We start from the raw sequence: 23,841 nt of genomic DNA, 5'->3' as shown, positions 1-23,841 counted from the left end.
CATCGTAGTGACGCCCGGTGGGGCGCCGTCAGCCCCGGGCGCGACCGGCCCGACCGGTCAGCGTCGCGAGGACCTGCCCGACCTCGCGCAGGCGCACGAGCCGGGCGAGGACGAGGTAGAGCAGCACGTCCACGGCGCCGACGGCCACGAGCCGGACCGCCGCGACGACCTTGCCGGGGTCGTCGGCGAGGCCGTCGAGCACCTGCGCGACGGGAATCGTCAGGGCGGTCGCGAGACCCGCGGCGATCGCGAGCCGTCCGCCGAAGGCGAGCAGCTCCCGGGTGCGCAGGCCGCCGAGCCGGCGGCGCAGGAGCGCGTAGGAGATCGCGGAGCCCACGGCGTACGCCGAGGCGTAGGCGAGCACCAGGGCGGGCGAGGTGCGCTCCGGACCCACCAGGCCGACGTACGTCACGGCGGTCACGACGTTGGTGCCGGCGACGGCGCACTGCACCCAGAAGGCGGTGCGGTTCTCCTCGAGGGCGTAGAAGCCGCGCAGCACGAGGTAGTGGAAGGTGAAGAACACGACGCCGAGGCCGAAGAGCGACAGCGTGGGGGCGTAGGCGTCGACCGAGCCGGCGGCGGCGCCGTAGGCGAACACGACGCGGGCCAGGTCGGGCGCGATCACCGGCAGCAGGGCGGCGAACGGCACGATGACCACGAGCGCGCTGCGCAGGGTCGCGGCGAGCGCGCCGGCGAGCGCGGTCCGGTCGCCGGCGGCGGCGTGGGCCGAGAGCCGCGGCAGCACCGCGGTCGCCAGCGAGACGGTGACGATCGAGTGCGGCACCATCACGATGAGGAAGCTGAACGCGTAGACGGTCGCGCCCGTGCCGCCCTCGGCGGCGCCGCTCGTCGCGAGCCGCTGCACCACGACGTAGGCGATCTGGTTGACGACGACGAACAGCACCGTCCAGACGCCGAGGCGCAGGGTGTGGCCGAGCCCGGTGCCGCGCAGGTCGAAGCGGGGGCGGTAGACGAAGCCGGCGCGGCGGAGGTAGGGCACCAGGATCGCCAGCTGCGCCGCGATCCCGAGCGTGGACCCGACGCCGAGCACCAGCTCCTGGGCCGAGCTGTAGCCACCGGCCAGCTCGGCACCCTCCGCGTGGCCGAACGCCACGACGTAGGCGAGCACCACCGCGACCGAGAGCACGTTGTTGGCGATCGGCGCCCACATCATCGGCCCGAAGACGCCGCGGGCGTTGAGGATCTGCCCGACCAGCACGAACATGCCGTAGAAGAGGACCTGCGGCAGGCAGTAGCGGGTGAAGGCGATGGCCGACTCGCGCACGGCGCCGTCGTAGTCGGGCGCGACCAGGCTCACCAGGAGGGGCGCCGCGGCCACCAGGACCACCGTGACCACGACGAGGAACGTGCCGGCGAGCGTGACGATGCGCTGGGTGTAGGCCTCGCCGCCGTCGGGGTCGTTGCGCTGCGCGCGGATGAGCTGCGGCACGAGCACGGCGTTGATGACGCCACCGGCCAGCAGGATGTAGAGCGCGTTGGGCAGCGAGTTGGCGACGTTGAAGACGTCGGCGTGGACGCCGGCGCCGAGCGCGAAGGACAGCAGCGCCGCCCGCACGAAGCCGCTCAGCCGGCTGACCGCGGTGCCCGCGGCCATGACCGCGCTGCGGGAGAGCAGGGCGGACTGCTCTGAGCTCTCCCGGGAGTCCTCGGTGGTGCTGCTCACCGCTGCCCGGCCCCCTCGGGCTCGCGCGCGGGAGACCCGGCGGGCTCGCCGGACCCTGCGGGCGGCGTACGACGGGCCGCGCGGATGCGGCGGAACAGCCGCACGCCGATGGTGCCGAACAGCAGCACGCTGCCCACGGCCATGAACAGCCAGATGATCTTGCTGACCTGGGCCGAGCGCACCGACAGGACGGTGGCCGAGCCGAGGGCCACCCCGCGCTGGTCGACGACGGCGAGCCGCACGCGGTGCACGCCGTTCTCGTCGGTGGTCGCGGTCAGCGGCACCGTCGTGCGCCCACGCGCCGGCACCTGCACCGAGCGGGGCCCCGAGATCGCGAGCTCGGCGTCGCTCTGCGCCTGCAGGGTCACGGTGACGGGCTGGTCGAGGAAGTTGGCGATGGTGGCGTTGAACCGCCCGCTCGAGCTCGACAGCGTCACGGCCTGCGGGGAGCTCACCTGCACCTCGGCGAGGCGGGCGTCGATCCACTCCTCCGAGCGGGCGGCCGACGACCGGTTGGACAGCGGCCGGGTGCGCGCGGAGTACGACGTCGTGCCGAGGGCCTGGTCGGCGACCGTGCCGCCGACGACGTTGTTGAGCGTCAGCGTGCTCTGGAGGGCCGCGCCGGCACGGATGAGGTCGGTCGCGGCGATGAAGCTGGGCGCGTCGAGCTCGCTCTCGGCCTGCCACGCCGGGTAGCGCAGCTCGCTCGGGTCGACCGACGTCGCCTGGGCCACCGACGACGCGGCGGAGGCGGTGGTGAGGTCGAGCCACGGCGCATCCGAGCGCAGGCCGCGGAAGTAGGCCGAGGCGGAGGTGGGGTTCCAGTCGTGGGGGAGCACGACGGTCAGCGGCGGGCGGTCGGTGTCGAGGAAGCGCAGGGCGGCCTCGGCCAGCAGGCGCTGCCGCATGGCGGTGACGCCGGTGCGGTCGCCCGGGCCGGGCCCGCCGTCCGCGGCGCCCGAGGAGGCGACGAGCAGCCGGTGGCCCTCGACGACCGCCGCGGCCGGGGCCGGGTCCTGCGGCGGCTGCACGCCCTCCTCGAGGTCGCGCTGACCGGCCTCGAACATCGCGTCGCTGACGATCACCACCGTCCCGGGGGGTGTCACGGCCAGCCCTGCGGCCGAGAGGAACCCGCTCGGCGAGCTCACCACCGGCGCCGTCGGCACGTCGAAGCCGGACAGCCCGGCCGCCGCGCGCGCCCACGCACGCTCCAGCAGCGCCGGGTCGAGGGCCGCGGCGGCGGGGACGTCGACGTCGCCGTAGGGCAGCGTCAGGACCTCGTCGTCGGAGGTCATCGCCGCCGCGAGCTGGTTGAGCCAGGCCTGGGCGGCGCGGGTCGCGGCCTGCACGACCGGGTCGAGCTCGTCGAGGTCCAGCGGGGAATCGTTGTCGTCGGTCGGCACGACGTCGGAGGGCGCGGGCGACTCGCTGGCCGCGGTGCGACCGGCGGCGCCGTCGCCGGTGTCGTCGCCGGGCTCGGCCGTGGGGGTGCCGGCGTCCTCGCCGCCGCTCCCGTCCTGACCGGGCTCGAGGTTGGCGGCGAGCGAGCGGGGCGGGTTGCCCTCCGCGAGGCGGCGTACGGCGTCGACGAGGGCGGGGTCGACCACCCAGGTGACGGGCGCGTCGCCCGAGGCGGCGCCGAAGGACACCAGCGAGTGCAGCCGTCCGCCGTCGGAGAGCGCGCGGGTCCACTCGGCGACGTCGTCGAGCGAGCCGTCCTCGGCGTAGGACACCTGTCGGCGCAGCGGCACGACCACCGAGGTCTCGACCTGGCCGGTCGCACCGGAGGGGACGAGCGGGACGAAGGTGCGGGCCTTGCCGTCGGCGAGCTCGTCGCGCCCGCCCTCGGGGTCGTCGCTCAGCGCGTGGATGCCGAACCAGTAGACGCCCGGCTCGCTCACGCCCAGCTGGCCGCGGGTGACCGTGAGGCTGAACCGCTGCGACTCGCCCGGCTCGAGCACCGCGATCGTGTCCTTGGCCGACTCCTCGGTGATCCGTTGGCCCACGTCGAGTGAGGGGTCGGTGGCGGCCGCCTCCTCGAGCTCGGCCTCGGTCGTGAGCGGCGTCGAGGAGATGAAGGAGTAGACGTTGATCGTCGTGCGCGCGACCGTGTCGTCGTTGGTGATCTCGCCGGTGACCGTGATCGGCCCGCGGGCGGGGATCACCGCGGGCGAGAGGTCGTCGAGGGTGACGGTGAGGGGCATCTGCTCGGCGCGGGCCCGGGCCCGGACGGCGGCCTGGCGGGCGGCGTGCCGGCTGACCTGCGGCCGGCGAGCGGCCGGACCGGTCGTGCGGGCCCGTGGCTGCTGGCCCTCGACAGCCGCTGGACCGGGTCCCTCAGCGGCCTGGGCGGCGGGCGCGAGCCCCGTCGTCAGGAGCACCGGGAGGGCCAGGGCCGCGAGCGCGGCGCTGAGTCTCGACCGGCGGGGCATGGGCTCAGGCTAGTCGCCGCAGGCCCGGTCCCCTGATCTCTCGATCTCCGCCGACCCTCTCCGAGGAGAGGGCTGATCGACAGGGGCGGGGTCAGCCCCGCCCCAGCACGCACCCGAGCGGCTTCTCCTCAGTCGCCGTGCCTCCGGCACGGCTCCCTCGTCGGCACCACCCGGGCACGCACCGGGACGACGCTGCCGTTCACCCCTGTCGATCAGCCCTCTCCTAGACTGACCCGTCGTGTCTGCCCCCGAGCCGCGTGCCCGCACCGTCGTCGAGCTGCAGCAGGCGGTCGAGGCCGAGCTGGCCCGGCTCGCGCCGGTCGTCGACGCGCTCGGTGAGGTCTTCGCCGCGGCCGGGCACGAGCTGGCCCTGGTCGGCGGTCCGGTGCGCGACGCCATGCTCGGGCGGCCCCACCACGACCTCGACTTCGCGACCTCGGCGCGCCCCGACGACACCGAGAAGCTGCTCTCCGCCTGGGGTGACGCGACCTGGGACATGGGCCGCGACTTCGGGACGATCGGCTGCCGCAAGGGCGAGTGGACGGTCGAGGTGACGACGTACCGCTCCGAGGCCTACGACCCCGACTCGCGCAAGCCGACGGTCGACTTCGGCGACTCGCTCGCCGGCGACCTCGGACGCCGCGACTTCACCGTCAACGCGATGGCCGTCCGGGTGCCCGGGCGGGTCGTCGAGGACCCCTTCGGCGGTGTCGTCGACCTGGCCCAGGGCGTCCTGCGGACGCCCGGCACCCCCGAGGCGTCGTTCAGCGACGACCCGCTGCGGATGCTGCGGGCCGCACGGTTCGCCGCCCAGCTCGGCTTCGAGGTCGCGCCCGAGGTGGTCGCCGCGATGACCGACATGGCCGCCCGCATCGAGATCATCTCCGCGGAGCGGGTGCGCGACGAGCTGGTCAAGCTGGTCTGCGCCCCGTGGCCGCGCCTGGGCCTCACGCTCCTCGTCGAGACCGGGCTCGCGTCGTACGTCCTGCCGGAGCTGCCCGCCCTCGCCCTCGAGCGCGACGAGCACCACCGCCACAAGGACGTCTACGAGCACACCCTCACCGTGCTCGAGCAGGCCATCGACCTCGAGCCCCGGCTCGGCACCGACGGTCCCGACTTCGTCTCGCGCTTCGCCGCGCTGATGCACGACGTCGGCAAGCCCAAGACCCGCCGCTTCGTCGACGACGGCACCGTGACCTTCCACCACCACGACGTGGTCGGCGCCAAGATCACCCGCAAGCGGATGCAGGCGCTGCGCTTCTCGAAGGAGGAGACCGAGGCGGTCTCCTCGCTCGTCGAGCTCCACCTGCGCTTCCACGGCTACGGCTCGGGCGAGTGGACCGACTCCGCCGTACGCCGCTACGTCCGCGACGCCGGCGACCAGCTCGCCCGGCTGCACGTGCTCACCCGCGCCGACTGCACCACCCGCAACCGGCGCAAGGCCGACGCCCTGCGACGCGCCTACGACGACCTCGAGGCGCGGATCGCCGTCCTGCAGGAGCAGGAGGAGCTCGACTCGATCCGCCCCGACCTCGACGGCAACCAGATCATGGAGCTGCTCGGCATCGGCCCCGGTCGCGAGGTCGGCGAGGCCTACCGGTTCCTGCTCGAGCTGCGCCTCGACCACGGCCCCATGTCGACCGAGGACGCCACCGCCGCCCTGCGCGCCTGGTGGGCCGAGCGCAGCGCCTGACCGCTCCTTGCGGTGGGTGGTTTCGAGACAGGACTTCGTCCTTCCTCAACCACCGGGACCGAGACCCCGGTGGTTGAGGAGGTCGCGCTGGCGACCGTCTCGAAACCACGTCACCGCGGAGTGCGTCAGCGGCGGTAGCGCACCCGGAAGACCACGGTGGCCTTGGCGACGGCGCCGGTGGAGTCGATCACCGTGAGGGTGACCTCGTGCCGGCCGGGTCGGCGCAGGAAGGGCTTCACCTCCACGCCCCGGGCGTCGACCTTCTTGCCGCCGTTGTGGAAGTTCCACCGGTAGGTCAGGGAGCCGGTGCCCGTCGAGGCCTTGGCGACGAGCTTGACCCGCCGGTCGCTGACCGGCCGCTTCGTCTTGACCTTGATCCGCGCGACTGGGCCGGAGGCGCCGGTGCCCGTCCCGGCGCCCGTGCCGGACCCGGCGCCGGTGGTCGCGGCCACCTGCACGGTCACGGAAGCCGTGCCGGTGCGTCCACTGGGGTCGGAGACCGTCAGCGTGGCGCGGTAGGTGCCGGCCCGCTGGTAGGCGTGCGTCACGTCGCGACCGGTCAGCTTGGCCGAGCCGTCGCCGAGGTCCCAGCTGTAGGTCAGGTTGCCCGGCGACTCCGCGTCGGTGCTGCCCGCCCCGGAGAAGCGCACCGTGGTGCCCACCGTGGTCGACGTCGGGTCGGCGGAGGCGACGGCCGTCGGCGCCGTGTCGGCCTGACCGCCACCGGCGCCAGGGGCCGACGGGTCGGCGTACCCGTAGTCGAAGTCGCCGCAGCCCTGGCCGACGTCGAAGGAGACCGTGCCGGTGAGGTCGCCGTCGGAGGTCGCCGGACCGTTGCTCTCGCCGCTCATCGAGAGCACCTTGAAGGCCAGGCAGTCGTAGCCGAACTCCCAGTTGCCCGAGGCGCTGGTCGGGTCCTTGTAGTTGTCGACGTGCGGCGCGGCGCTGCTGTCGCTGAACGTCGAGCGGGCCGGGACCGAGGCGACGAACGCCGCGTCATTCAGGTCCGGGGTGTCGGATCCGGGCGTCGGCACCGAGTCGAGCGGCGACTGCGCCGGCGGGTCGTCGGTGCCGACGTTGCCGTAGCCGTGGGTCTCGTCGGTGTACGCCGCGTAGAACCCTGCGCCCCAGCCCACGGCACCGCGGTCGGCCTGGCCGTGGCCGTCGAGGTCGAAGCCCGAGCGGTCGCGCATCTCGAGGTAGTAGGCGTGGTCCTGCTCAGCCTCGGCCCCGGCCTGCAGGTAGCGCCAGCCGAGCGTGCAGCTCGACGCCGTGGTCAGGTCCTCGCGGCACCCGCCGTTGTAGACCGCCGGGTCGCTCGGGCCGCCGCTGGTCTCGAAGTCGCTGGCGAGGGCGTCGTAGGCCGGCTCCGACCCGTTGGGCCCGTCGGGGTCGACGCTCACCTTCACGTCGTCGACGAACCAGCCGGGCCGGGCCAGCCCCGGGTCGGTCGCGTAGCTGAACCGCAGCGCGCCGTTGGCGGCACCGGCGAGGTCACTGATGTCGTAGGAGTCGGCGAGGAACACCGGAGCCGGGGTGTTGCCGAGCTTGCGGTCGGCCGCCTGGCTGCTGGCGGCGTAGGAGCCGCTGGTGCCGGTCAGCCCGTTGTCGTAGGTCGCCTGGCACGCGTTGTTGTTGGGGTTGGCGGCCAGCGGGTCGGTGTTGGAGGAGGTGTAGCCCTTCTGGGAGGCGTGCGAGCGGTAGGTCTTGCCGCCGTCGGTGGTCGTCAGCACGAAGCCGTAGTCGAAGTCCCACTCGATGTCCCAGCGGGACTTGAAGGACAGGGTGACGGTGGCGTTCGGGTCGGTCAGCGCCGACAGGCCGGGGATCGCCAGGTCGAAGTTGCGCCCGGACTGCGGGGCGCAGCCGAAGTCGTTGCCCGACCCCGACCACCACAGGTGCGAGGCGCTGGCCTTGTCGCCGGTGTCGAACGCCGAGGCGTCGAGCAGCTTGCGACCGGGCAGCTTCGCGACGTACATCTGCGAGTTCTGGACCCGGCCGACGCCGTTCTGCCCCTCACGCAGCGTGTACGGCGTGCCGTCGGGCGTCTCCCAGCTGATCGTGGAGACGTCCTGCTTGGAGTCGGGAATGGAGCTCTCGGTGCGGTCGGAGTCGAGCACCTCGGGCACCACCCAGCCGAGCTCCTGGCGGGAGTAGGCGTCCATGTCCTGCGACTTGTCGGTGGCCATCAGGTTCCAGTCGCCGTAGGTCTCGCGGCTGCCGGTGGAGTAGAAGTCGGGCAGGCCGAGGGAGTGGCCGTACTCGTGGCTGATCACCGACGCGGCGTCGATCGCGGTCTCGGGGTTGACGTTGTAGGGGCCGACGCGCACCAGCACGCGGTGGGCGTCACCCCGGTCCGTCGTCGTGTAGGGCTCGGAGAAGCTGCCCTCGCGGTACCAGAGCGGGCGACCCTGGAGGTCCTTCAGCTGGTCGTCGGTGGTGAACCCGGGGAGCCCGGTGACCGGGTCGGTGTAGCCGTTCTCCAGCGTCGAGCTGTGCGGCCAGACGTTGTCGTACGGCGCGGAGGGTGTGCCGCCCGGACCCTTGTAGTCGCACCCGGCGACCGAGAGCTGCGAGGCGCCGTTGCCGCCGCAGCCGGCGAAGACGACCATGAAGAAGTCGACGACGCCGTCCTTGTCGGTGTCGAAGTCGGAGTAGTCGATCTCGGGGTCGGCGATGGCGACCGAGTCGGCGACGAGCTTGCCGGTGTCACCGCAGCCGGAGTCGATGTTCTGCAGGGCGCCGACGCCGGTCAGAGAGCCGACGACGGCGGAGCCGTTGGAGTCCGAGCCGTAGTAGCCGGTGTCGCCGGGCAGGTTGTAGACGCCGTTGGTGATGCGCTTGTCGTACTGGAGTGCCGCGGCAGCGGGGCCGGTGGCTCCTCCGAGGAGATCCGCGTACGTCGTGCCGAGGCAGGTGTTGCCGGGCTTGGCGTTGGTGAACGGGAAGCCGGGCGCGTAACCCGAGAAGCCGGCGGTCGCGACGCCGACGGAGGGCACGTCACCCTCGGGGTAGAGCTGACCGAGCGACATCTCCTGGAACAGGTTGAACGTCGAGCCGGTGTTGGTCGGGTCGTTGACCACGCTCTCGAGCGAGTCGCCCGTGTGGGTCGACTGGTAGGCGCGGTCGCGGTACTGCACCGGCACGATCGGGAACGGCCGGTCGCCGTACCGCGCCGTGTCGTAGGTCGACGACGGCGGGATGACCTTCGGGCCGTGGGAGTACGCCGGCGAGCCGGTCGAGGTGCCGACCTTCAGCGTCGCGGTGGTCGAGAGGTCGCGCCACACCAGTGTCGGCGTCTCCGCGAGCGAGTCGGCCCGCTGCTGGAGGACGAGGGTGGCCGTGCCGGGGGCCTTGGCTGAGGCGGCCGCCGGGACCGTCACCGTCCAGGTCACCGACGAGCCGGCGCCTGCGACGGCGTGGGTGCCCGGGCCAGAGGCGCTGAGCACGCTGGTGCCGTCGGGCGCGGTGAGGGTCACCGTCGCCGCCGTCGGCACGGCGGCGCTGTTGCGGAGCAGCAGCCGCGACGGGTAGGTCCCGTCCTGACCGGCCGTCCCGGCCGGCTTGACCCAGCCGACCGCGCTGACGAAGGAGTTCTCCAGCGTGAGCGCGCCGACCGTCGTACGCGACGGGGTGCCGAGCGAGGCCGGACCAGTGGCGGCGGCGGGCGCCACGGACGGCACGGCGGTGGCGGGTGCGCTCAGCGCCGGTGCGACGGCGAGCGCCAGGGCCCCGCTGAGCAGCGGGGCGAGCAGACGACGGTGGACCGAGAAGGGCATGGCGGCCTCGTTCGGGAGCGATGGGCCGATCCCCCTGACCGGCGTCTGGCACCACCAACGGCCCCCACCCCCCGGGGTTACGCGCCAGTAGCAACAGCCGTGTGAACTTCGTGTTTCGCCGGTCCCGGAGCCTCGCCCGGTGGTCGACTCGAGACCCCGGTGGTTGAGGAGGTCGTGCAACGACCGTCTCGAAACCACTCATCGTCCACAGGCGGCCTCACCAGGGTGCCAGTCCACAGGTCTCACCGGACGTCTCGGATCAGAGGCCAGATGCACTCAAAGTCGTGCCCATGGCCTGGACCTACATCCTCGGTTGCGCTGACGGCTCGTTCTACGTCGGGAGCACGGTCGACCTGGAACGCCGCATGGGTCAGCACAACGACGGCACCGGAGCGGCGTACACCCGGCGCCGGCGGCCGATGGTGCTGTGGTGGTGCGCGGACTTCGCCCGGGTCGACGAGGCGTTCGCGTTCGAGAAGATGGTGCAGGGGTGGAACCGGCGCAAGCGCATCGCGCTGATCGAGGGGCGGTGGGAGGACCTGCCCGCGCTCGCCAGCCGGGCGTGGGAGCACCGGGACAAGCGGTGAGTGGTTTCGAGACAGGACTTCGTCCTTCCTCAACCACCGTCACGGTGGTTGAGGAGGTCGTGCAGCGACCGTCTCGAAACCACTCCCGCTGCCGGCGTACGACGAAGGCCCGCCCCCCGGACGGGGAGCGGGCCTTCGGTGGAGCCGGGGTGCCTCAGCGGGTGAGGGTCACTCCTCGCCGCGGATGAACGCCTCGACGCGGGCGCGGCCCTCGTCGTCGGGCAGCTGCACCGGCGGGGACTTCATGAGGTACGACGACGCGGAGACGATCGGGCCGCCGATGCCGCGGTCCTTGGCGATCTTCGCGGCGCGGACGGCGTCGATGATGATGCCGGCGGAGTTCGGGGAGTCCCAGACCTCGAGCTTGTACTCGAGGTTGAGGGGGACGTCGCCGAAGGCGCGACCCTCGAGGCGGACGTAGGCCCACTTGCGGTCGTCGAGCCAGGCCACGTGGTCCGAGGGACCGATGTGGACGTTGCGGTCGGAGATCTTGTTGGCCAGCTCGCCCTTGAGGTTGCTGGTCACGGCCTGGGTCTTGGAGACCTTCTTGGACTCCAGGCGCTCGCGCTCGAGCATGTTCTTGAAGTCCATGTTGCCGCCGACGTTGAGCTGGTAGGTGCGGTCCAGCGCGACGCCGCGGTCCTCGAACAGCTTGGCGAGCACGCGGTGGGTAATGGTGGCACCGACCTGGCTCTTGATGTCGTCGCCGACGATCGGGACGCCCGCGGCGCGGAACTTCTCGGCCCACTCGGGGTCGGAGGCGATGAAGACGGGCAGGGCGTTGACGAAGCCGACGCCGGCGTCGATGGCGCACTGGGCGTAGAACTTGTCGGCCTCCTCGGAGCCCACCGGGAGGTAGGAGACGAGGACGTCGGCCTGGGTGTCCTTGAGGACCTGCACGACGTCGACCGGCTCGGCCGAGGACTCGTCGATGGTCTCGCGGTAGTACTTGCCGAGGCCGTCGAGGGTGTGGCCGCGCTGGACCTCGACACCGAGAGTCGGGACGTCGGCGATCTTGATGGTGTTGTTCTGCGAGGCGTTGATGGCCTCGGAGAGGTCCTTGCCGACCTTGAGGTCGTCGACGTCGAACGCCGCGACGAACTCGACGTCACCGACGTGGTAGTCGCCGAAGGTGACGTGCATCAGGCCCGGCACGGTGCCGGACGGGTCGGCGTCCTTGTAGTAGTGGACGCCCTGGACGAGGGACGTCGCGCAGTTGCCGACGCCCACGATTGCTACTCGAACCGAACCCATGGGGTGCGTTCCCTTCTGTTGGTGCACCCGGGGGTGCGACGTGTCCGTCAGGACGTTTCTGGTGCTGCTGCGGATGGTGCTGCCGACGGGGCAGCGGGTGGTGACGACGGTGCGGGACGCGAGGAGTCGTCGCGCTCGGCGCGGATGAGGTCGCTGAGCCAGTTGACCTCCCGCTGGACCGACTCGACGCCGTGGCGCTGGAGTTCCCCGGCGTAGCGGTCGACCTCCTGCTGGGTCATGGCGAGCTCGCGCTGGACCCGGTCGAGACGCTCCTGGAGACGGGTGCGGCGGCCCTCGAGCACCCGCAGCCGGATCTCCATGTCGGTGGAGGAGAAGAACGCGAAGCGGATGTCGAAGTTGTCGTCCTCCCAGGCGGTGGGACCCACCTCCGACATCAGCCGCTCGAACTCCCGCGTGCCGGCCTCGGTGACCTGGTAGACGATCTTGGGTCGCCGTGAGGTCGGCGTGGACGCCGTCGACTCCTCGATGAGGGCGCCGCGCAGCATCTTCTTCAGCGTGGGGTAGAGCGAGCCGTAGGACAGCACCCGGCCCCAGCCGAGCATGAGGTTGAGCCGCTTGCGCAGCTCGTAGCCGTGCATGGGTCCCTCGTGCAGCAGTCCGAGGACTGCCAGCTCGATGGTCTCTGCACGACGCGCCACGCGACCTATCGTAGCGATACATCACCACAACCCGAAGGACCGGTACATCGTCGTCTCCGATCGGAGTCGAGCCCGCGGGCCCTCGGCTCGGTTCTGGGCGGTTCTGGGCGGGGTTGCGTAACCTCGTGCGACGTGGCAGGCAAGCGCAAGGCACCGTCAGGGGCGACCGGCTCGACCGGTGGCGCGACGAAGCGTCCCCCCGGCCGGCCCGGCACCGCGGAGAAGAGCGTCCGCAAGCCGAAGAAGCCGAAGACCTGGAAGACGCGGCTCAAGCGGGCCGCGCTCTACACCGTCGTGGCGGGCGTCGTCTTCGCCCTGCTCGGGGTCGGCGCCTTCGCCTTCCTCTACTCGACCACCGACATCCCGGAGGCCAACGAGGCCTTCGAGACGCAGACGACCTACGTCTACTACCAGGACGGCAAGAGCGAGATCGGCCAGTTCGCGGTGCAGAACCGCGACGTCATCGGCTACGACGAGATCCCGCAGGACATGAAGGACGCGGTCGTCGCCGCCGAGAACCGCAGCTTCTGGTCCGACAACGGCATCGACGTCAAGGGCATCGCCCGCGCGGCGTTCAGCAATGCCAGCGGCAACGCCACCCAGGGTGCCTCCACGATCACCCAGCAGTACGTCAAGATCCTCTACCTCAGCCAGGAGCGCTCCTACACCCGCAAGGTGAAGGAGGCGATCCTCAGCCTCAAGCTCCAGCGCACCATGAGCAAGAAGGAGATCCTGGCGGGCTACCTCAACACCATCTACTTCGGCCGCGGCGCGTACGGCGTGCAGGCCGCGGCGGAGGCGTTCTTCAAGAAGTCGGCCTCCGAGCTGACGCTGCAGGAGTGCGCGGTGCTGGCCAGCGTCATCAACAACCCGACGCGCTTCGACGCCGACAACGGCAAGGACTCGCGCAAGGCGCTGCGCGAGCGCTACCGCTACGTCCTCGAGGGCATGGCGGAGAGCGGCGACATCACCGCCGACGAGGCCACCCAGGCCTCGCGCAAGCTGCCGACGTTCCCGCCCGTGACCACCGACAGCACCTACGGCGGCCAGAAGGGCCACGTGCTGAGCCTGGTCAAGGACCAGCTCCTCGGCCTCACCAACGCCGCGACCAGCGAGCCGTTCACCGAGGGCGAGATCGACGGCGGCGGCCTGCGGATCACCACGACGTTCACCAAGCAGGCCATGCAGGCCGCCGAGGACGGGGTCGCCGCCGTGCGGCCCGAGGGGTTCAGCGACAAGGAGCTGCACGTCGGCGTCGCCAGCGTCGAGCCCGGCACGGGCGCGCTGCGCGGGATGTACGCCGGGCAGGACTACCTCGACTCCCAGATCAACTGGGCCATCGCCGGCGGCCAGGCCGGCTCCTCGCTCAAGCCGTTCGCGGTGACCGCGGCGCTGGAGTCCGGCTTCTCGCTCAAGGACACCTTCGAGGGCAACAGCCCCTTCGAGCTGCCCGACGGCACCGAGATCCGCAACCAGGGCGACACCGACTACGGCTCGTCGGTCAGCCTGCTCAAGGCCACCGAGGACTCGATCAACACCGCCTTCGTCGACCTGACCGACTCGATCCCGGACGGCCCTCAGAAGGTCATGGACACCATGAACGTCATGGGCATCCCGCGCGCACCGGGCCCGGGCAAGCACGACTACGGCATCCCGAAGACGACCCCCGGCCTCGAGCCGTTCCTCGGCATCGCGCTGGGCTCGGCCACCGTCAGCCCCATCAACATGGCCAACGCCTACGGCACGATCGCGGCCGGCGGCCGCTTCGCCTCGCCCTACGTCATCGACAAGGTGGTCAACGCCGACGGCGAGACCCTCTACGACCACCGGGTCAGCGACCAGCAGGTCATCAAGGCCGACGACGGCATCGAGTCCTCCGACGGTGAGCCCATCGCGGGCAGCGACATCGCCGCCGACGTCTCCTACGCCATGCAGCAGGTCGTGCAGTCCGGCTCGGGCACGGCCGCGCTCTCCCTCGGCCGCCCGGCCGCCGGCAAGACCGGCACCTCGACCAACGACCAGGACGACGTCGTGTCGTCGTGGTTCACCGGCTTCACCCCGCAGCTGGCCACGTCGGTGATGTACGTGCGCGGCAAGGGCAACGGCAAGCTCGACGGCTGGCTGCCGTCGTACTTCGGCGGCAGCTACCCGGCCGAGACCTGGACCTCGATCATGGAGAAGGCGCTCGACGGCACCGACGTCGAGGACTTCCCCGAGCCGGCGTACGTCGACGGCGAGGCGCCGGACGACGGGCACTCCCCGACGCCGACCTACACGCCGCCGCCGAGCACCCCGAAGCCGACGCAGAGGCCGACGCAGCGACCGACCGACACCCAGGTCGTGCCGACGCCGACGATCCCGACGCAGGAGCCGACCACCCAGCAGCCGACGCCGACCCCGACGCCGACCCCGGTGGTGCCGACGCCGACCCCGACGCCCACCCCCGAGCCGCCGGTGGTCACGCCGACCCCGACGCCCACGCCGACACCGGTGACCCCGACGACGCCTGCGGCGGCGACGGCGACGCCCGCGGCCCGGATGCTGTCGGTGATGACGGCGTCCTGGCTCGGCCGGCTGTTCTGGTGACGCCCGGGTGAAGGGTCGCGTCGACCCGACCCGCGACGACCCGGTCGTCGCCGCGCTCAGCGAGAGCGTCGGCGGCCCGGTCGGCACCCGCTGGGCGGGCCACCGCTGGTGGACGCCGACCCGGGTCCTGCTGCTCCTCGCGGCCGTGACCTTCTCGCTCGGCATGGTGCAGAAGAGCGCGTGCGTCGACGACGACTGGGTCTTCGCGCAGGAGCGCTACTCCCACATGTGCTACACCGACCTGCCGTTCCTCTACACCGGCCGCGGCCTGGCCGAGCTGGCCTGGCCCTACACCGAGGACGCGCAGGTCCGCTCGCGCTACCAGGTCATGGAGTACCCCGTCGGCATCTCCTACTTCGCGTGGGGCGCGGCCTGGGTCACCCACTGGGTGAGCGGCTCACCCGACGTGTCCGCACGCGGCGACGTCCCGGCTGGTGACCTCGCCGGCACGCCCGAGGTGCGCTCCGAGCTCGGCACGTTCGTCATCGTCAACGCGCTCGCCTTCGCGGCGATGGCGCTGCTCTCGGCGTGGCTGCTCGCCGGGGTCCACCGGCGCCGGCCGTGGGACGCCGCGGCGTTCGCGCTCTCCCCGGCGCTCGCGCTCACCGCGCTCATCAACTGGGACATGCTGCCCGTCGTCCTCGTCGCCGCGTCGCTGTGGACCTGGTCGCGCGACAAGCCGGTCGCGACCGGGGTGCTCATCGGGCTGGGCACCGCCGTCAAGCTCTACCCGCTCTTCCTGCTCGGGGGCATCGCCGTCATCTGCCTGCGCCGGCGCCGCTGGCCCGAGCTCGCCCTGACCTGCGCCGCGGCCGCCGTCACCTGGGTCGTCGTCGACCTCCCGGCGTACCTCTCCGGGCCCGCGGAGTGGAAGGTCTTCTGGAGCTTCAACTCCGAGCGCGGCCCCGACCTCGGCTCGATCTGGCTGGTCCTGCAGCAGGCGAGCGGGGCGACGATCACGCCCGAGACCGTCAACCACTGGTCGTGGGGCTTCTTCCTGCTCTGGTGCGCCGGGGTCGCCGTGCTCGGCCTGCGCGCTCCGTCGACCCCGCGGCTCGCCCAGCTCGGCTTCCTGGTGGTCGCGGGCTTCCTGCTCGTCAACAAGGTCTACTCGCCGCAGTACGTCCTGTGGCTGCTGCCGCTCGCCGTGCTCGCCCGCCCGCGCTGGCGCGACCAGCTGGTCTGGCAGGCGACCGAGGTCGTCTACTTCGCCTCGGTGTGGTGGTACCTCGACGGTGCGCTGCAGCCCGCCGGCGGCGACGACGTGGGGTTCTACTGGATCGCCATCGTCCTGCGGATGCTCGGCGAGCTCTACCTCGTCGCCCTCGTCGCCCGCGACGTCTGGGTCCCCCGCCACGACCCCGTCCGCGCCGTCAGCCCCCCGCTGGTCGAGCAGCGAGTCCCGAGCACCGCTGGTTGAGGAGGTCGCGCCAGCGACCGTCTCGAAACCACCGCTCGCGGTTGCGTGGTTTCGAGACAGGCCTAGCGGCCTTCCTCAACCAACGGGAGCGGCCTTCCTCAACCAACGGGAGCGGCCTTCCTCAACCACCGGGGTCAGCTGAACTCGACGCGGTCGAAGGCCGTGGCGGTGAACCGGCACCGCACGTCGACGAGGTCGCCGACGGCGGGCGGGGTGGAGTCGGCGGGCAGGAAGAGCATCGAGGCCTGCATGTGCGGCGGCTCGGCGAAGAGCCGCTGCTTGCCGCCGATCCAGAACGGCGAGCGGGTGAGGCCGAGGGCCTCCATGCCGCCGCGGGCGACGACGGCGGCGCGGTCGCGCAGGCCGAGCTGACCCTGCGGGCTCTCGAGGCCGATGCCGTGGGCGGTGCCGCCGCTGACGATGACGAGGTGGCCCTCGCGGGGGGCGGTGCGGCCGCGGTAGCCGAAGACCTCGCCGCGGTGCAGGCGGTGCACGTCGAGCACGGTCGCGCTCACGCGCAGCGCGCCGCGGTCGCCGAGCCACAGGTCGGTGCCGATGCGCGGGCGCACGGTCAGCTCGGGCCAGCGGGCGCGGAGGGTGTCGAGCTCGCCGCCGGTGAGGTGGCTGACCCACAGCGTCGTGGCCGGCGCCCCGGGCAGCTCGGCGCCGACGACGTCGTCGAGCAGCCGCTCGACCTCGCCGAGGTGCGAGCCGCCGGCGAGGGGGAGGTGGACGGCGACGCCCTGCAGCGGCGTACGGCGAACCGAGGGTGCGAGGGCCCGCAGCTCGGCGGCGCTCATGCCGTGGCGGCGCATCGAGGTGAGCAGCTCGAGGACGTAGCGCGCGTCGGGGTGGCGCTCGAGCAGCGCCGGGAGGTCCTCGGGCCGCGACACGGTGTGGACCACGCGGCGGGCCAGGGCCGGGTCGAGCTCGCGCACCGACGGGCGCCACGGGGTCAGCACGAGCAGGTCGCCGCCGAAGCGGGACTCGACGTGCTCGAGCTCGTCGTAGGTGCCGACGGCGATGGTGTCGACGCCGAGCCAGTCCGCGCGCCGGGCCAGCCGGCCCGCGGTGAAGCCGTAGCCGTTGCCCTTGACGACGGGGGTCAGGCCGGGGTGGGCGTCGGCGACCGAGCGCAGGTGGGTGCGCCAGCGCTCGCCGTCCACGTGCAGGGTCACGCTCATCGCTCGCTCCTCACCCGCGCCGGCTCATGTAGAGGTCGAAGGCGGCGTACAGCGGGCGGCGCAGCGGCAGGTCCCACTCCCCGGCGTACTCGACGACCTCCCCACCGGTGCCCACCTTGAACTGGACGAGCCCGACGTGGTGGTCGTCGCTGTCGAGGGTGGGCGCGATGCCGCGCAGGTCGTAGGCGTCGGCGCCGGCGGCGAGCGCATCGCGCATCATCTGCCACTGCACGGCGTTGGAGCCGCGCACGTCGCGCTTGGCGGTCGAGGAGGCGCCGTAGGAGTACCAGACGTGCACGCCGACGCGGACCATCAGCGTCGCGGCGACGAGCTCGCCCTCGTGCTCGCCGAACCAGTACGAGATCCGGTCGGGGTCCTCGGCGCCCATCGCCTCGGTCATCCGGTGGAAGTAGTCGACCGGGCGCGGGGTGAAGCGGTCGCGCTCGGCGGTCTCGAGGTAGAGCGCGTGGAAGCGCTCGACCGCGGCCCGCAGCGCCTCCGCGCCGTCGCGGACCCCGACCGTGGTGACCTCGACGCCGGCCTTGTCGGCCTTCTTGATGTTGCGGCGCCAGAGCTGGTTCATCCCCGCGAGCACCTCGGCCTCGGTGAGCGCCTCGGTCGCGCCGTCGGAGGAGCGGCGCACGAGCGGCACCTCGAAGTTGTACTGCGGCTGGCCCGACCCGAAGCCGTCCTCGGCGGCCTGGCTGCGCCAGCCGAGCTCGCGCAGCTGCGAGACGACCCGGTTGCCGACGGGGTCGCGGTGGGTGGGCGCGACGTCCGTGAGACGGCGTACGTCGGGGTCGGCGAGGCCCTGCTTGACCGCCGCGGCGTCCCAGCGCCGGGTCGTCACGGGCGGGCCCATGCGCACGCCGAAGGCACCCTGGCTGCGCAGGTAGGCCGACATCGGCTCGAGCCACTGCGAGAGGTCGGCGGCGGCCCAGTCGATCACCGGGCCCTCGGGGAGGTAGGCCAGCGACCAGCGGCGCAGCTTCGGCACCGGACGGTGCAGCACCAGGGCCGCACCGACGGGCTCGGAGTCACTGCCGGCGAACCAGCCGATGGACTCGCTGCGCCACTCCGTCTTGACCGTGCCCCACGCGGGGGTCTGCAGGAAGCTCGTCCAGGGTTGGCGCTCCACGAACGCCCGGTGCTGCTCGTCGGTGATGGGTCGGACGGACAGCGCAGGCACTCGACGAGGCTACCGAGCCGCTGGGTCTCGCCGTCCGGCCCGGGCTCTGCCAGGCTGGTGCGCGTCGTTCTCGGGGAGATGTATCAGGCGGCTGGCCCCGCTCTCCTGTGCGGTGTGGAGAGCCTTCGAGACGAGCTCCAGGACGAGCTCCAGGACGAGGAGGCGTGCGTGAGCCTCGACCGCGCCCGTCCCGCCCACCCGCAGGAGGTGTGGGCAGCGGCGAGCGACGCCTTCGTGCGCTGGCGCGGCGGCGACGCGCTCGCCCTCGACGACCTCGTGCGGGTGATGACGCCCGTGCTGTGGCAGGTGGTGCGGGCCCACCGGCTGCCCGCCGAGGTGGCCGAGGACGTCGTGCAGACGACCTGGCTGGCCCTGGTGCGCTCGCGCGACGCGGTGCACGACCCGGCTGCCGTCGGCTCCTGGCTCACCACCTCCGCGCGGCGCGAGGCGTGGCGGGTGGCGAAGGCCGCCGGCCGGTCGCTGGCGACCGAGGACGACGACCTCGCCCCCCGACTGCCCGATGCGACCTCGCCCGAGGCCGACGTCGTGCGCCGCGACGAGGACCGGCTGCTCTGGGCCGCGGTCGACCGGCTCGGCGAGCGCTGCCGCCGGCTGCTGAGGATCGTCGCCTTCGAGCACCGCCCTGACTACGCCTCCGTCGCCGCCGAGCTCGCCATGCCGATCGGCAGCATCGGCCCCACCCGCGGGCGTTGCCTGGACAAGCTGCGGGCCGAGCTCGCCGGCGGAGGGAGCGACCGTGGCTGACCCGACCGACCCCAGCGAGGAGGAGCTCCTCGTGCTGGTGCGCACCGTGTGGGAGCAGCGCGACCCCGTGCCCACCGGACTCGTCGCGCGGATGCAGGCGGCCGCGACCCTGGCGGCGGAGGCCGAGGCCGGTGGCCTCGACCTCGAGCTCATGCTGCTGGTCGAGCGCTCCGAGGACCTCGCCGGCACGCGCGGCGCCCCGGGTGCGGCGTACACGATGCGGTTCAGCCACGCCGGTCTCGAGCTGCTGGTGCGCCTCGCCGGCGCCCGCCTCGACGGCTGGGTGGTGCCGCCGGTGCCGGTGACCGTCACGGTGCAGCGCGCGGTGCGCCACGGCTGGGCCGACGTCGCCACGCTTGCCGTCGGGGCCACCGGCCGCTTCGAGCTGCCCGACCTCGCGCCCGGGCTGCTGCGGCTGCGCCTCGAGCCCGGCACCGGTGCCCCGGCGTTCCAGACCCCTGCCTTCGAGCTCTGAGGAGACCCCGTGCCGCTGCCGCCCCAGACCCCCGACCGACGCCGCGCCGGTCACGCCCACCGGCTGCACCATCGTCACGCGGTGCGGGTGCTCGACCCGTCGAAGGCTCCCCAGCTGGCGGGCGAGGCCCCGCCCCTGCCTACGGCGTACGTCGGACCGCGGGTGATCTTCCCCAAGACCGCCGACCAGGCGGCCGTGGAGGCCGAGCTCGCGCGCGCCGCGGAGGAGCTGGGCTGGCGCATCGAGGTCGAGGGCGAGGACGCCCGCACCCGCGGGCTCGGCTACGGCGTGGTCAAGGTCGCGATCAGCGTCGCCGACGGCCGGGCGGTGCGTCCGCCCGACGGGTTCCTGCTGCTGCAGCAGGCGCGGGCGACGGGCCGCGCCGACGTGCTGCGCACCGTCGGTCTCGACCACGTCCTGCACGCCACGACGTTCTGGCCCAACCCGCTCCACAACTCCGACCCGCTGCACAACTCCGACCCGCTCCACAACTCCGACCCGGCGATGGGCTACGTCGTCCCCGGCCGCGGAGGGCGCCAACCGGTCGCCTACGTCGGCCCGCCGCCCTGCCGCACGCCCGACGCCGAGCTCACGACCCGACGACCGGTCGTGGGCATCCTCGACACCGGCTGCTGGGCGAAGCACCCGTGGCTCGACGGCGTCGTCGACACCGACGTGCGCCTGGGCGGCACCGCGATCGGCTACGCGCTGTCCTCGACCGACCCCGAGCTCCACGGCGACCAGGTCGGCCCCGAGGACGGCGTCATCGACCAGCTCTCGGGCCACGGCACCTTCATCGCGGGGCTCGTCCACCAGCTCTGTCCCGACGCCGACATCCTGGCCTGGCGCGTGGTGCCGTCCGAGGGCCCGATCGTCGAGTCCGACCTGGTGACGGCCCTGACCCAGATCGCCGAGCTCGCCCGCCGCTACCGCGCGGGGGAGGAGGGCGGTCACGCGCTCGACGTGCTCAACCTGTCGATGGGCTACTACCACGAGTCGCCCGACGACCTCGCCTTCGACCCGGTGATGACCGGCGTCCTCGACCAGCTCAGCGACAACGGCGTCGTGGTCGTCTGCTCGGCGGGCAACGACGCGACCGACCGCAAGTGCTACCCCGCCGGCTTCGCGCCGGCGCAGTCCGCGAGCCCCGTCGTCGCGGTCGGCGCCCTCAACCCCAACGGCACCGACGCGCTGTTCACCAACACCGGCGACTGGGTCTCGACCTACCAGCCGGGTGCGGCCCTGATGAGCACCATGCCGCCGTTCCAGGGCGGGTTCGAGCCCGTCGCGCGCACGACGTACGACGGCCGCACGCGCGAGTCGCTCGACCCCGACGACTTCACCGGCGGGTTCGGCATCTGGAGCGGGACGTCGTTCAGCGCCCCGATCGCGGCGGGGCTCATCGCCCGAGAGCTCGTGGGCCGGGTCGACGGCACCGGCGCCGTCGACGAGCCCGCGCACGCGGCGTCGGTGGTCACCGCGGCCGTCGGTGCGTGCCTAGGAGGCTCATGATCAATGGCAGAGGGCGGCGTCAGCCCCGCCCCAGCACGCACCCGAGCGGCTTCTCCTCAGTCGCCGTGCCTCCGGCACGGCTCCCTCGTCGGCACCACCCGTGCACGCACCGGGACGACGCTGACATCCACCCCCGTTGATCAGCAGCCTCCAAGGGGGCCGCTGAGCCGCCACAATGAGCCGTGCCCACGGCCGAGGAGCTGCACCGCCGGGGTGTGGGCGCGCTCAACCGGGGACGGCACGCCGAGGCGCGGCGCCACCTCGAGCGGGCCCGCGAGCTGAGCGGTGCGGGCGACCTGCGGGCCCGCATCGACGCCAGCCTGGCCTACGTCCTCTCGGAGACCGGCGACCCCGAGGGGGCGCTGCGGCTGTGCCGCGAAGCGCTGTCGTCCCCCCACGGCATCGGCGAGGAGACCCGCGGGGTGCTGCTGCGCCAGGTCGCACTGGTCGAGATGCTCCGCGGCGAGGGCGAGGCGGCGATCGCGGCCTTCGACGCGGCCGTTCCCCTCACGCGAGACCCGGTCGGTCTCGGCAACGTCCACCTCAACCGCGGCAACGTCCACCTGCAGCGCGGTGCGCTCGACCTCGCGGCCGGCGACTTCGCGGCGGCCCGGGCGTCGTTCGTCGTGGGCGGCGACCCGCTCGCGGCGGCCAAGGCCGAGCACAACCTCGGCTACGTCGAGTTCCGGCGCGGTGACCTGGTCGCAGCGCTGCGCCTCATGGACGGTGCGCGCGGTGAGGTCGAGGCCCAGGGCGGCCCCGCGCTCGTCGCGATGGTCGACCAGGACCGCGCCGAGGTCCTCCTCGCCGCGGGACTCCACGACGAGGGGCTCTCCGCCCTGCGCTCGGCCGCGCAGCAGTACGCCCGGCGCCGGCTCGCGCAGCGGCGCGGTGAGGCCGAGCTCGCCGTCGCCCGGGCCGGGGCGCTGCGCGGCGACCCGCGGGCCGCAGCCGCCGCACGGCGCGCCCGCGACCTCTTCGAGCGCAGCGGCGCACCGCGCTGGCGGGTGCGCGCCGAGGCCCAGGCGCTCGTCTGCGACTCGCGCGCCGGGCGCACCGCCGGGCTCGCGGACCGCGCGGCGACCCTGCTGCCCGAGCTCGCGCAGCAGCGGCTCGGCCACCTCGCCCTCGAGGTGCGCCTCGAGCAGGCCCGCGCGTCGCGCGGTCGACCCGTGCCGCGGGTGCCGCGCTCGGCGCCGCTCGAGCTGCGGCTCGCCGAGCGCGACGTGCGCGCCGAGCTCGCGACCCGTCGCGCCGACGCCCTGCGCCACCTGCGCGCCGGACTCGACGACCTGCACGCCTGGCAGAGCTCCTTCGGCTCCCTCGACCTCCAGACCAACGTCGTCGGCCTCGGGGTGCGCCTCGGCGTGCGCGGGCAGGCCCTCGCCGTCGGGTCGCGCTCCGACGCGGTGCTGCTCGAGTGGTCCGAGCGCGCCCGGATGCTGGCCTCGCGGGTGCAGCCTGTCCGCACCCCGCAGGACCCGGCCGTCGCGGCCGACCTCGCCGAGCTGCGCGCCGCGCCCGGCCCCGAGCGTGAGGCCGAGCTGCGCCGCCGGGTCCGCGAGCGCGCCTGGCAGCGGCGCGGCTCCGGTGCCTACGCCTCACCCGCGCCGCTCGACGCGGTCGTGGCCGGGCTCGGCGACGACACCGCGCTCGCGGCGTACGTCGTCACCGCGGAGCGGGTCGTCGCCCTCGTCGTCACCGGCGCCGGCACCCGCCGTCACGACCTCGGCGGCCGCGCCGCACTCGACGCCCTGCTCGGCGGACTGCTCGCCGACCTCGACGTCTCGGCCGGCACCGGCCTCCCCGCCGCGGTGTCGACGGTGGTGCGCTCCGCGCTCGCCGAGCGGCTCGTGCGCCTGGGCGACGTGCTGGTCGCGCCACTGCTGGCCGACCTCGGGGACCGCCGGGTGGTGCTCACGCCGTCGGGGGTGCTGGCCGGGGTGCCGTGGGCGCTCCTGCCGGGGCTCGTCGGACGGCCGGTCACCGTGGCGCAGAGCGCGACCTCGTGGCTCGACCGGGCGGCACGGCCGATGCGGCTCGGGGTGGGCGGGTTCGTCGCCGGTCCGCGGGTGCCGCGCGCCGAGGCCGAGGTGCGCGCCGCCGCCTCGGCCTGGTCGCGCGCCGAGGTGCTGGCCGGCCCAGCGGCCACGGCCGAGGCGGTCACCGACCTCGCCGGGCGGGTCGACGTGCTGCACGTCGCGGCGCACGGCCGGCACGCGGCCGACAACCCGCTGTTCTCGGGCCTCGAGCTCGACGACGGCCCGTGGTTCGGCTACGACGTCGACCGGCTCACGTCGGTCCCCGACGTCGTCCTGCTCTCCGCCTGCGAGGTCGGCCGCTCGTCGGTGCGGTGGGGCGAGGAGCTCATCGGCATGTCCGCCGCCTGGCTTCACGCCGGCGCCCGCTGTGTCGTGGCCAGCCCCGCCGCGGTCGCCGACGACGCCGCCCACGACACCCTTGTCCGCGTCCACCGTGCCCTGGCCGCCGGCACCGACCCGGCCTCCGCCCTCGCCGCCGCCGTCGACCCCGTCACGCCCCGCTCCGCCCCCGCGCCGTTCGTCTGCTTCGGGTAGTCCGCGACGGACGTATCAGGCGGGACGCCGGCCGCTCCTGGGAGGC

At 73.3% G+C, this 23,841-nt stretch carries 15 protein-coding genes; 8 read left to right on the top strand and 7 right to left on the bottom strand.

The window, feature by feature from the left end:
* Positions 1-28 precede the first annotated feature (28 nt).
* Positions 29-1,684 (bottom strand): murein biosynthesis integral membrane protein MurJ, encoded by a 1,656-nt coding sequence (murJ, locus tag GRQ65_RS17585; RefSeq protein ID WP_337191833.1) that lies wholly within the window; start codon positions 1,682-1,684, stop codon positions 29-31.
* Complete coding sequence (locus GRQ65_RS17580) at positions 1,681-4,116, bottom strand: DUF6049 family protein (RefSeq protein ID WP_160879306.1); 2,436 nt, start codon at positions 4,114-4,116, stop codon at positions 1,681-1,683. The genes murJ and GRQ65_RS17580 overlap by 4 nt, the downstream gene beginning before the upstream one ends.
* A 238-nt stretch (positions 4,117-4,354) precedes the next feature.
* On the opposite strand from GRQ65_RS17580, the gene GRQ65_RS17575 reads away from it, so the two are divergent.
* Complete coding sequence (locus GRQ65_RS17575; protein ID WP_160879305.1) at positions 4,355-5,809, top strand: CCA tRNA nucleotidyltransferase; 1,455 nt, start codon at positions 4,355-4,357, stop codon at positions 5,807-5,809.
* A 125-nt stretch (positions 5,810-5,934) separates the two neighbouring features.
* On the opposite strand, the gene GRQ65_RS17570 is transcribed toward GRQ65_RS17575, so the two are convergent.
* Entirely contained in the window at positions 5,935-9,588 is a 3,654-nt protein-coding gene (locus GRQ65_RS17570) for a PKD domain-containing protein (protein ID WP_160879304.1), read from the bottom strand.
* A gap of 290 nt (positions 9,589-9,878) precedes the next feature.
* Here GRQ65_RS17570 and GRQ65_RS17565 point away from each other — a divergent pair, with 290 nt between their 5' ends.
* A complete protein-coding gene (locus tag GRQ65_RS17565; RefSeq protein ID WP_160879303.1) occupies positions 9,879-10,175 on the top strand; it encodes a GIY-YIG nuclease family protein in 297 nt (98 codons plus the stop codon).
* Positions 10,176-10,343: 168 nt separating this feature from the next.
* Here GRQ65_RS17565 and GRQ65_RS17560 read toward each other — a convergent pair whose 3' ends face one another.
* A complete protein-coding gene (locus GRQ65_RS17560; RefSeq protein ID WP_160879302.1) occupies positions 10,344-11,429 on the bottom strand; it encodes an inositol-3-phosphate synthase in 1,086 nt (361 codons plus the stop codon).
* Between the two features lie 47 nt (positions 11,430-11,476).
* On the bottom strand, positions 11,477-12,088 hold the full coding sequence (locus GRQ65_RS17555) for a helix-turn-helix transcriptional regulator (RefSeq protein WP_160879301.1): 612 nt from the start codon (positions 12,086-12,088) through the stop codon (positions 11,477-11,479).
* Between the two features lie 132 nt (positions 12,089-12,220).
* Between GRQ65_RS17555 and GRQ65_RS17550 the strand changes: the two genes are divergently transcribed.
* Both GRQ65_RS17550 and GRQ65_RS17545 read left to right on the top strand, forming a co-directional pair.
* Positions 12,221-14,674, top strand: coding sequence for a transglycosylase domain-containing protein (locus tag GRQ65_RS17550; protein ID WP_160879300.1), 2,454 nt, complete (start codon positions 12,221-12,223; stop codon positions 14,672-14,674).
* 7 nt (positions 14,675-14,681) lie between these two features.
* Complete coding sequence (locus GRQ65_RS17545) at positions 14,682-16,094, top strand: glycosyltransferase 87 family protein (RefSeq protein ID WP_160879299.1); 1,413 nt, start codon at positions 14,682-14,684, stop codon at positions 16,092-16,094.
* Positions 16,095-16,228: 134 nt separating this feature from the next.
* Here the strand turns inward: GRQ65_RS17545 and GRQ65_RS17540 are convergent, their stop codons facing one another.
* Both GRQ65_RS17540 and GRQ65_RS17535 read right to left on the bottom strand, forming a co-directional pair.
* Entirely contained in the window at positions 16,229-17,278 is a 1,050-nt protein-coding gene (locus tag GRQ65_RS17540) for an alanine racemase (RefSeq protein ID WP_160879298.1), read from the bottom strand.
* Positions 17,279-17,288: 10 nt separating this feature from the next.
* Complete coding sequence (locus tag GRQ65_RS17535; protein ID WP_337191831.1) at positions 17,289-18,467, bottom strand: lipid II:glycine glycyltransferase FemX; 1,179 nt, start codon at positions 18,465-18,467, stop codon at positions 17,289-17,291.
* Between the two features lie 168 nt (positions 18,468-18,635).
* Here GRQ65_RS17535 and GRQ65_RS17530 point away from each other — a divergent pair, with 168 nt between their 5' ends.
* The 4 genes from GRQ65_RS17530 to GRQ65_RS24135 all read left to right on the top strand — a co-directional run bounded on the left by GRQ65_RS17530 (position 18,636) and on the right by GRQ65_RS24135 (position 23,795).
* Complete coding sequence (locus GRQ65_RS17530) at positions 18,636-19,232, top strand: RNA polymerase sigma factor (RefSeq protein WP_337191830.1); 597 nt, start codon at positions 18,636-18,638, stop codon at positions 19,230-19,232.
* On the top strand, positions 19,225-19,707 hold the full coding sequence (locus tag GRQ65_RS17525; protein ID WP_160879296.1) for a hypothetical protein: 483 nt from the start codon (positions 19,225-19,227) through the stop codon (positions 19,705-19,707). Before GRQ65_RS17530 ends, GRQ65_RS17525 begins: the two co-directional genes overlap by 8 nt.
* A gap of 9 nt (positions 19,708-19,716) precedes the next feature.
* Positions 19,717-21,219, top strand: a complete 1,503-nt coding sequence (locus tag GRQ65_RS17520) for a S8 family serine peptidase (protein ID WP_160879295.1) — start codon at positions 19,717-19,719, stop codon at positions 21,217-21,219.
* Positions 21,220-21,401: 182 nt separating this feature from the next.
* On the top strand, positions 21,402-23,795 hold the full coding sequence (locus GRQ65_RS24135) for a CHAT domain-containing protein (protein ID WP_160879294.1): 2,394 nt from the start codon (positions 21,402-21,404) through the stop codon (positions 23,793-23,795).
* Positions 23,796-23,841: the final 46 nt, after the last annotated feature.

This window comes from Nocardioides flavescens (assembly GCF_009823805.1).
In the GTDB taxonomy this organism is placed as follows: domain Bacteria; phylum Actinomycetota; class Actinomycetes; order Propionibacteriales; family Nocardioidaceae; genus Nocardioides; species Nocardioides flavescens.
This window is presented reverse-complemented; position numbering and strand designations above follow the sequence as displayed.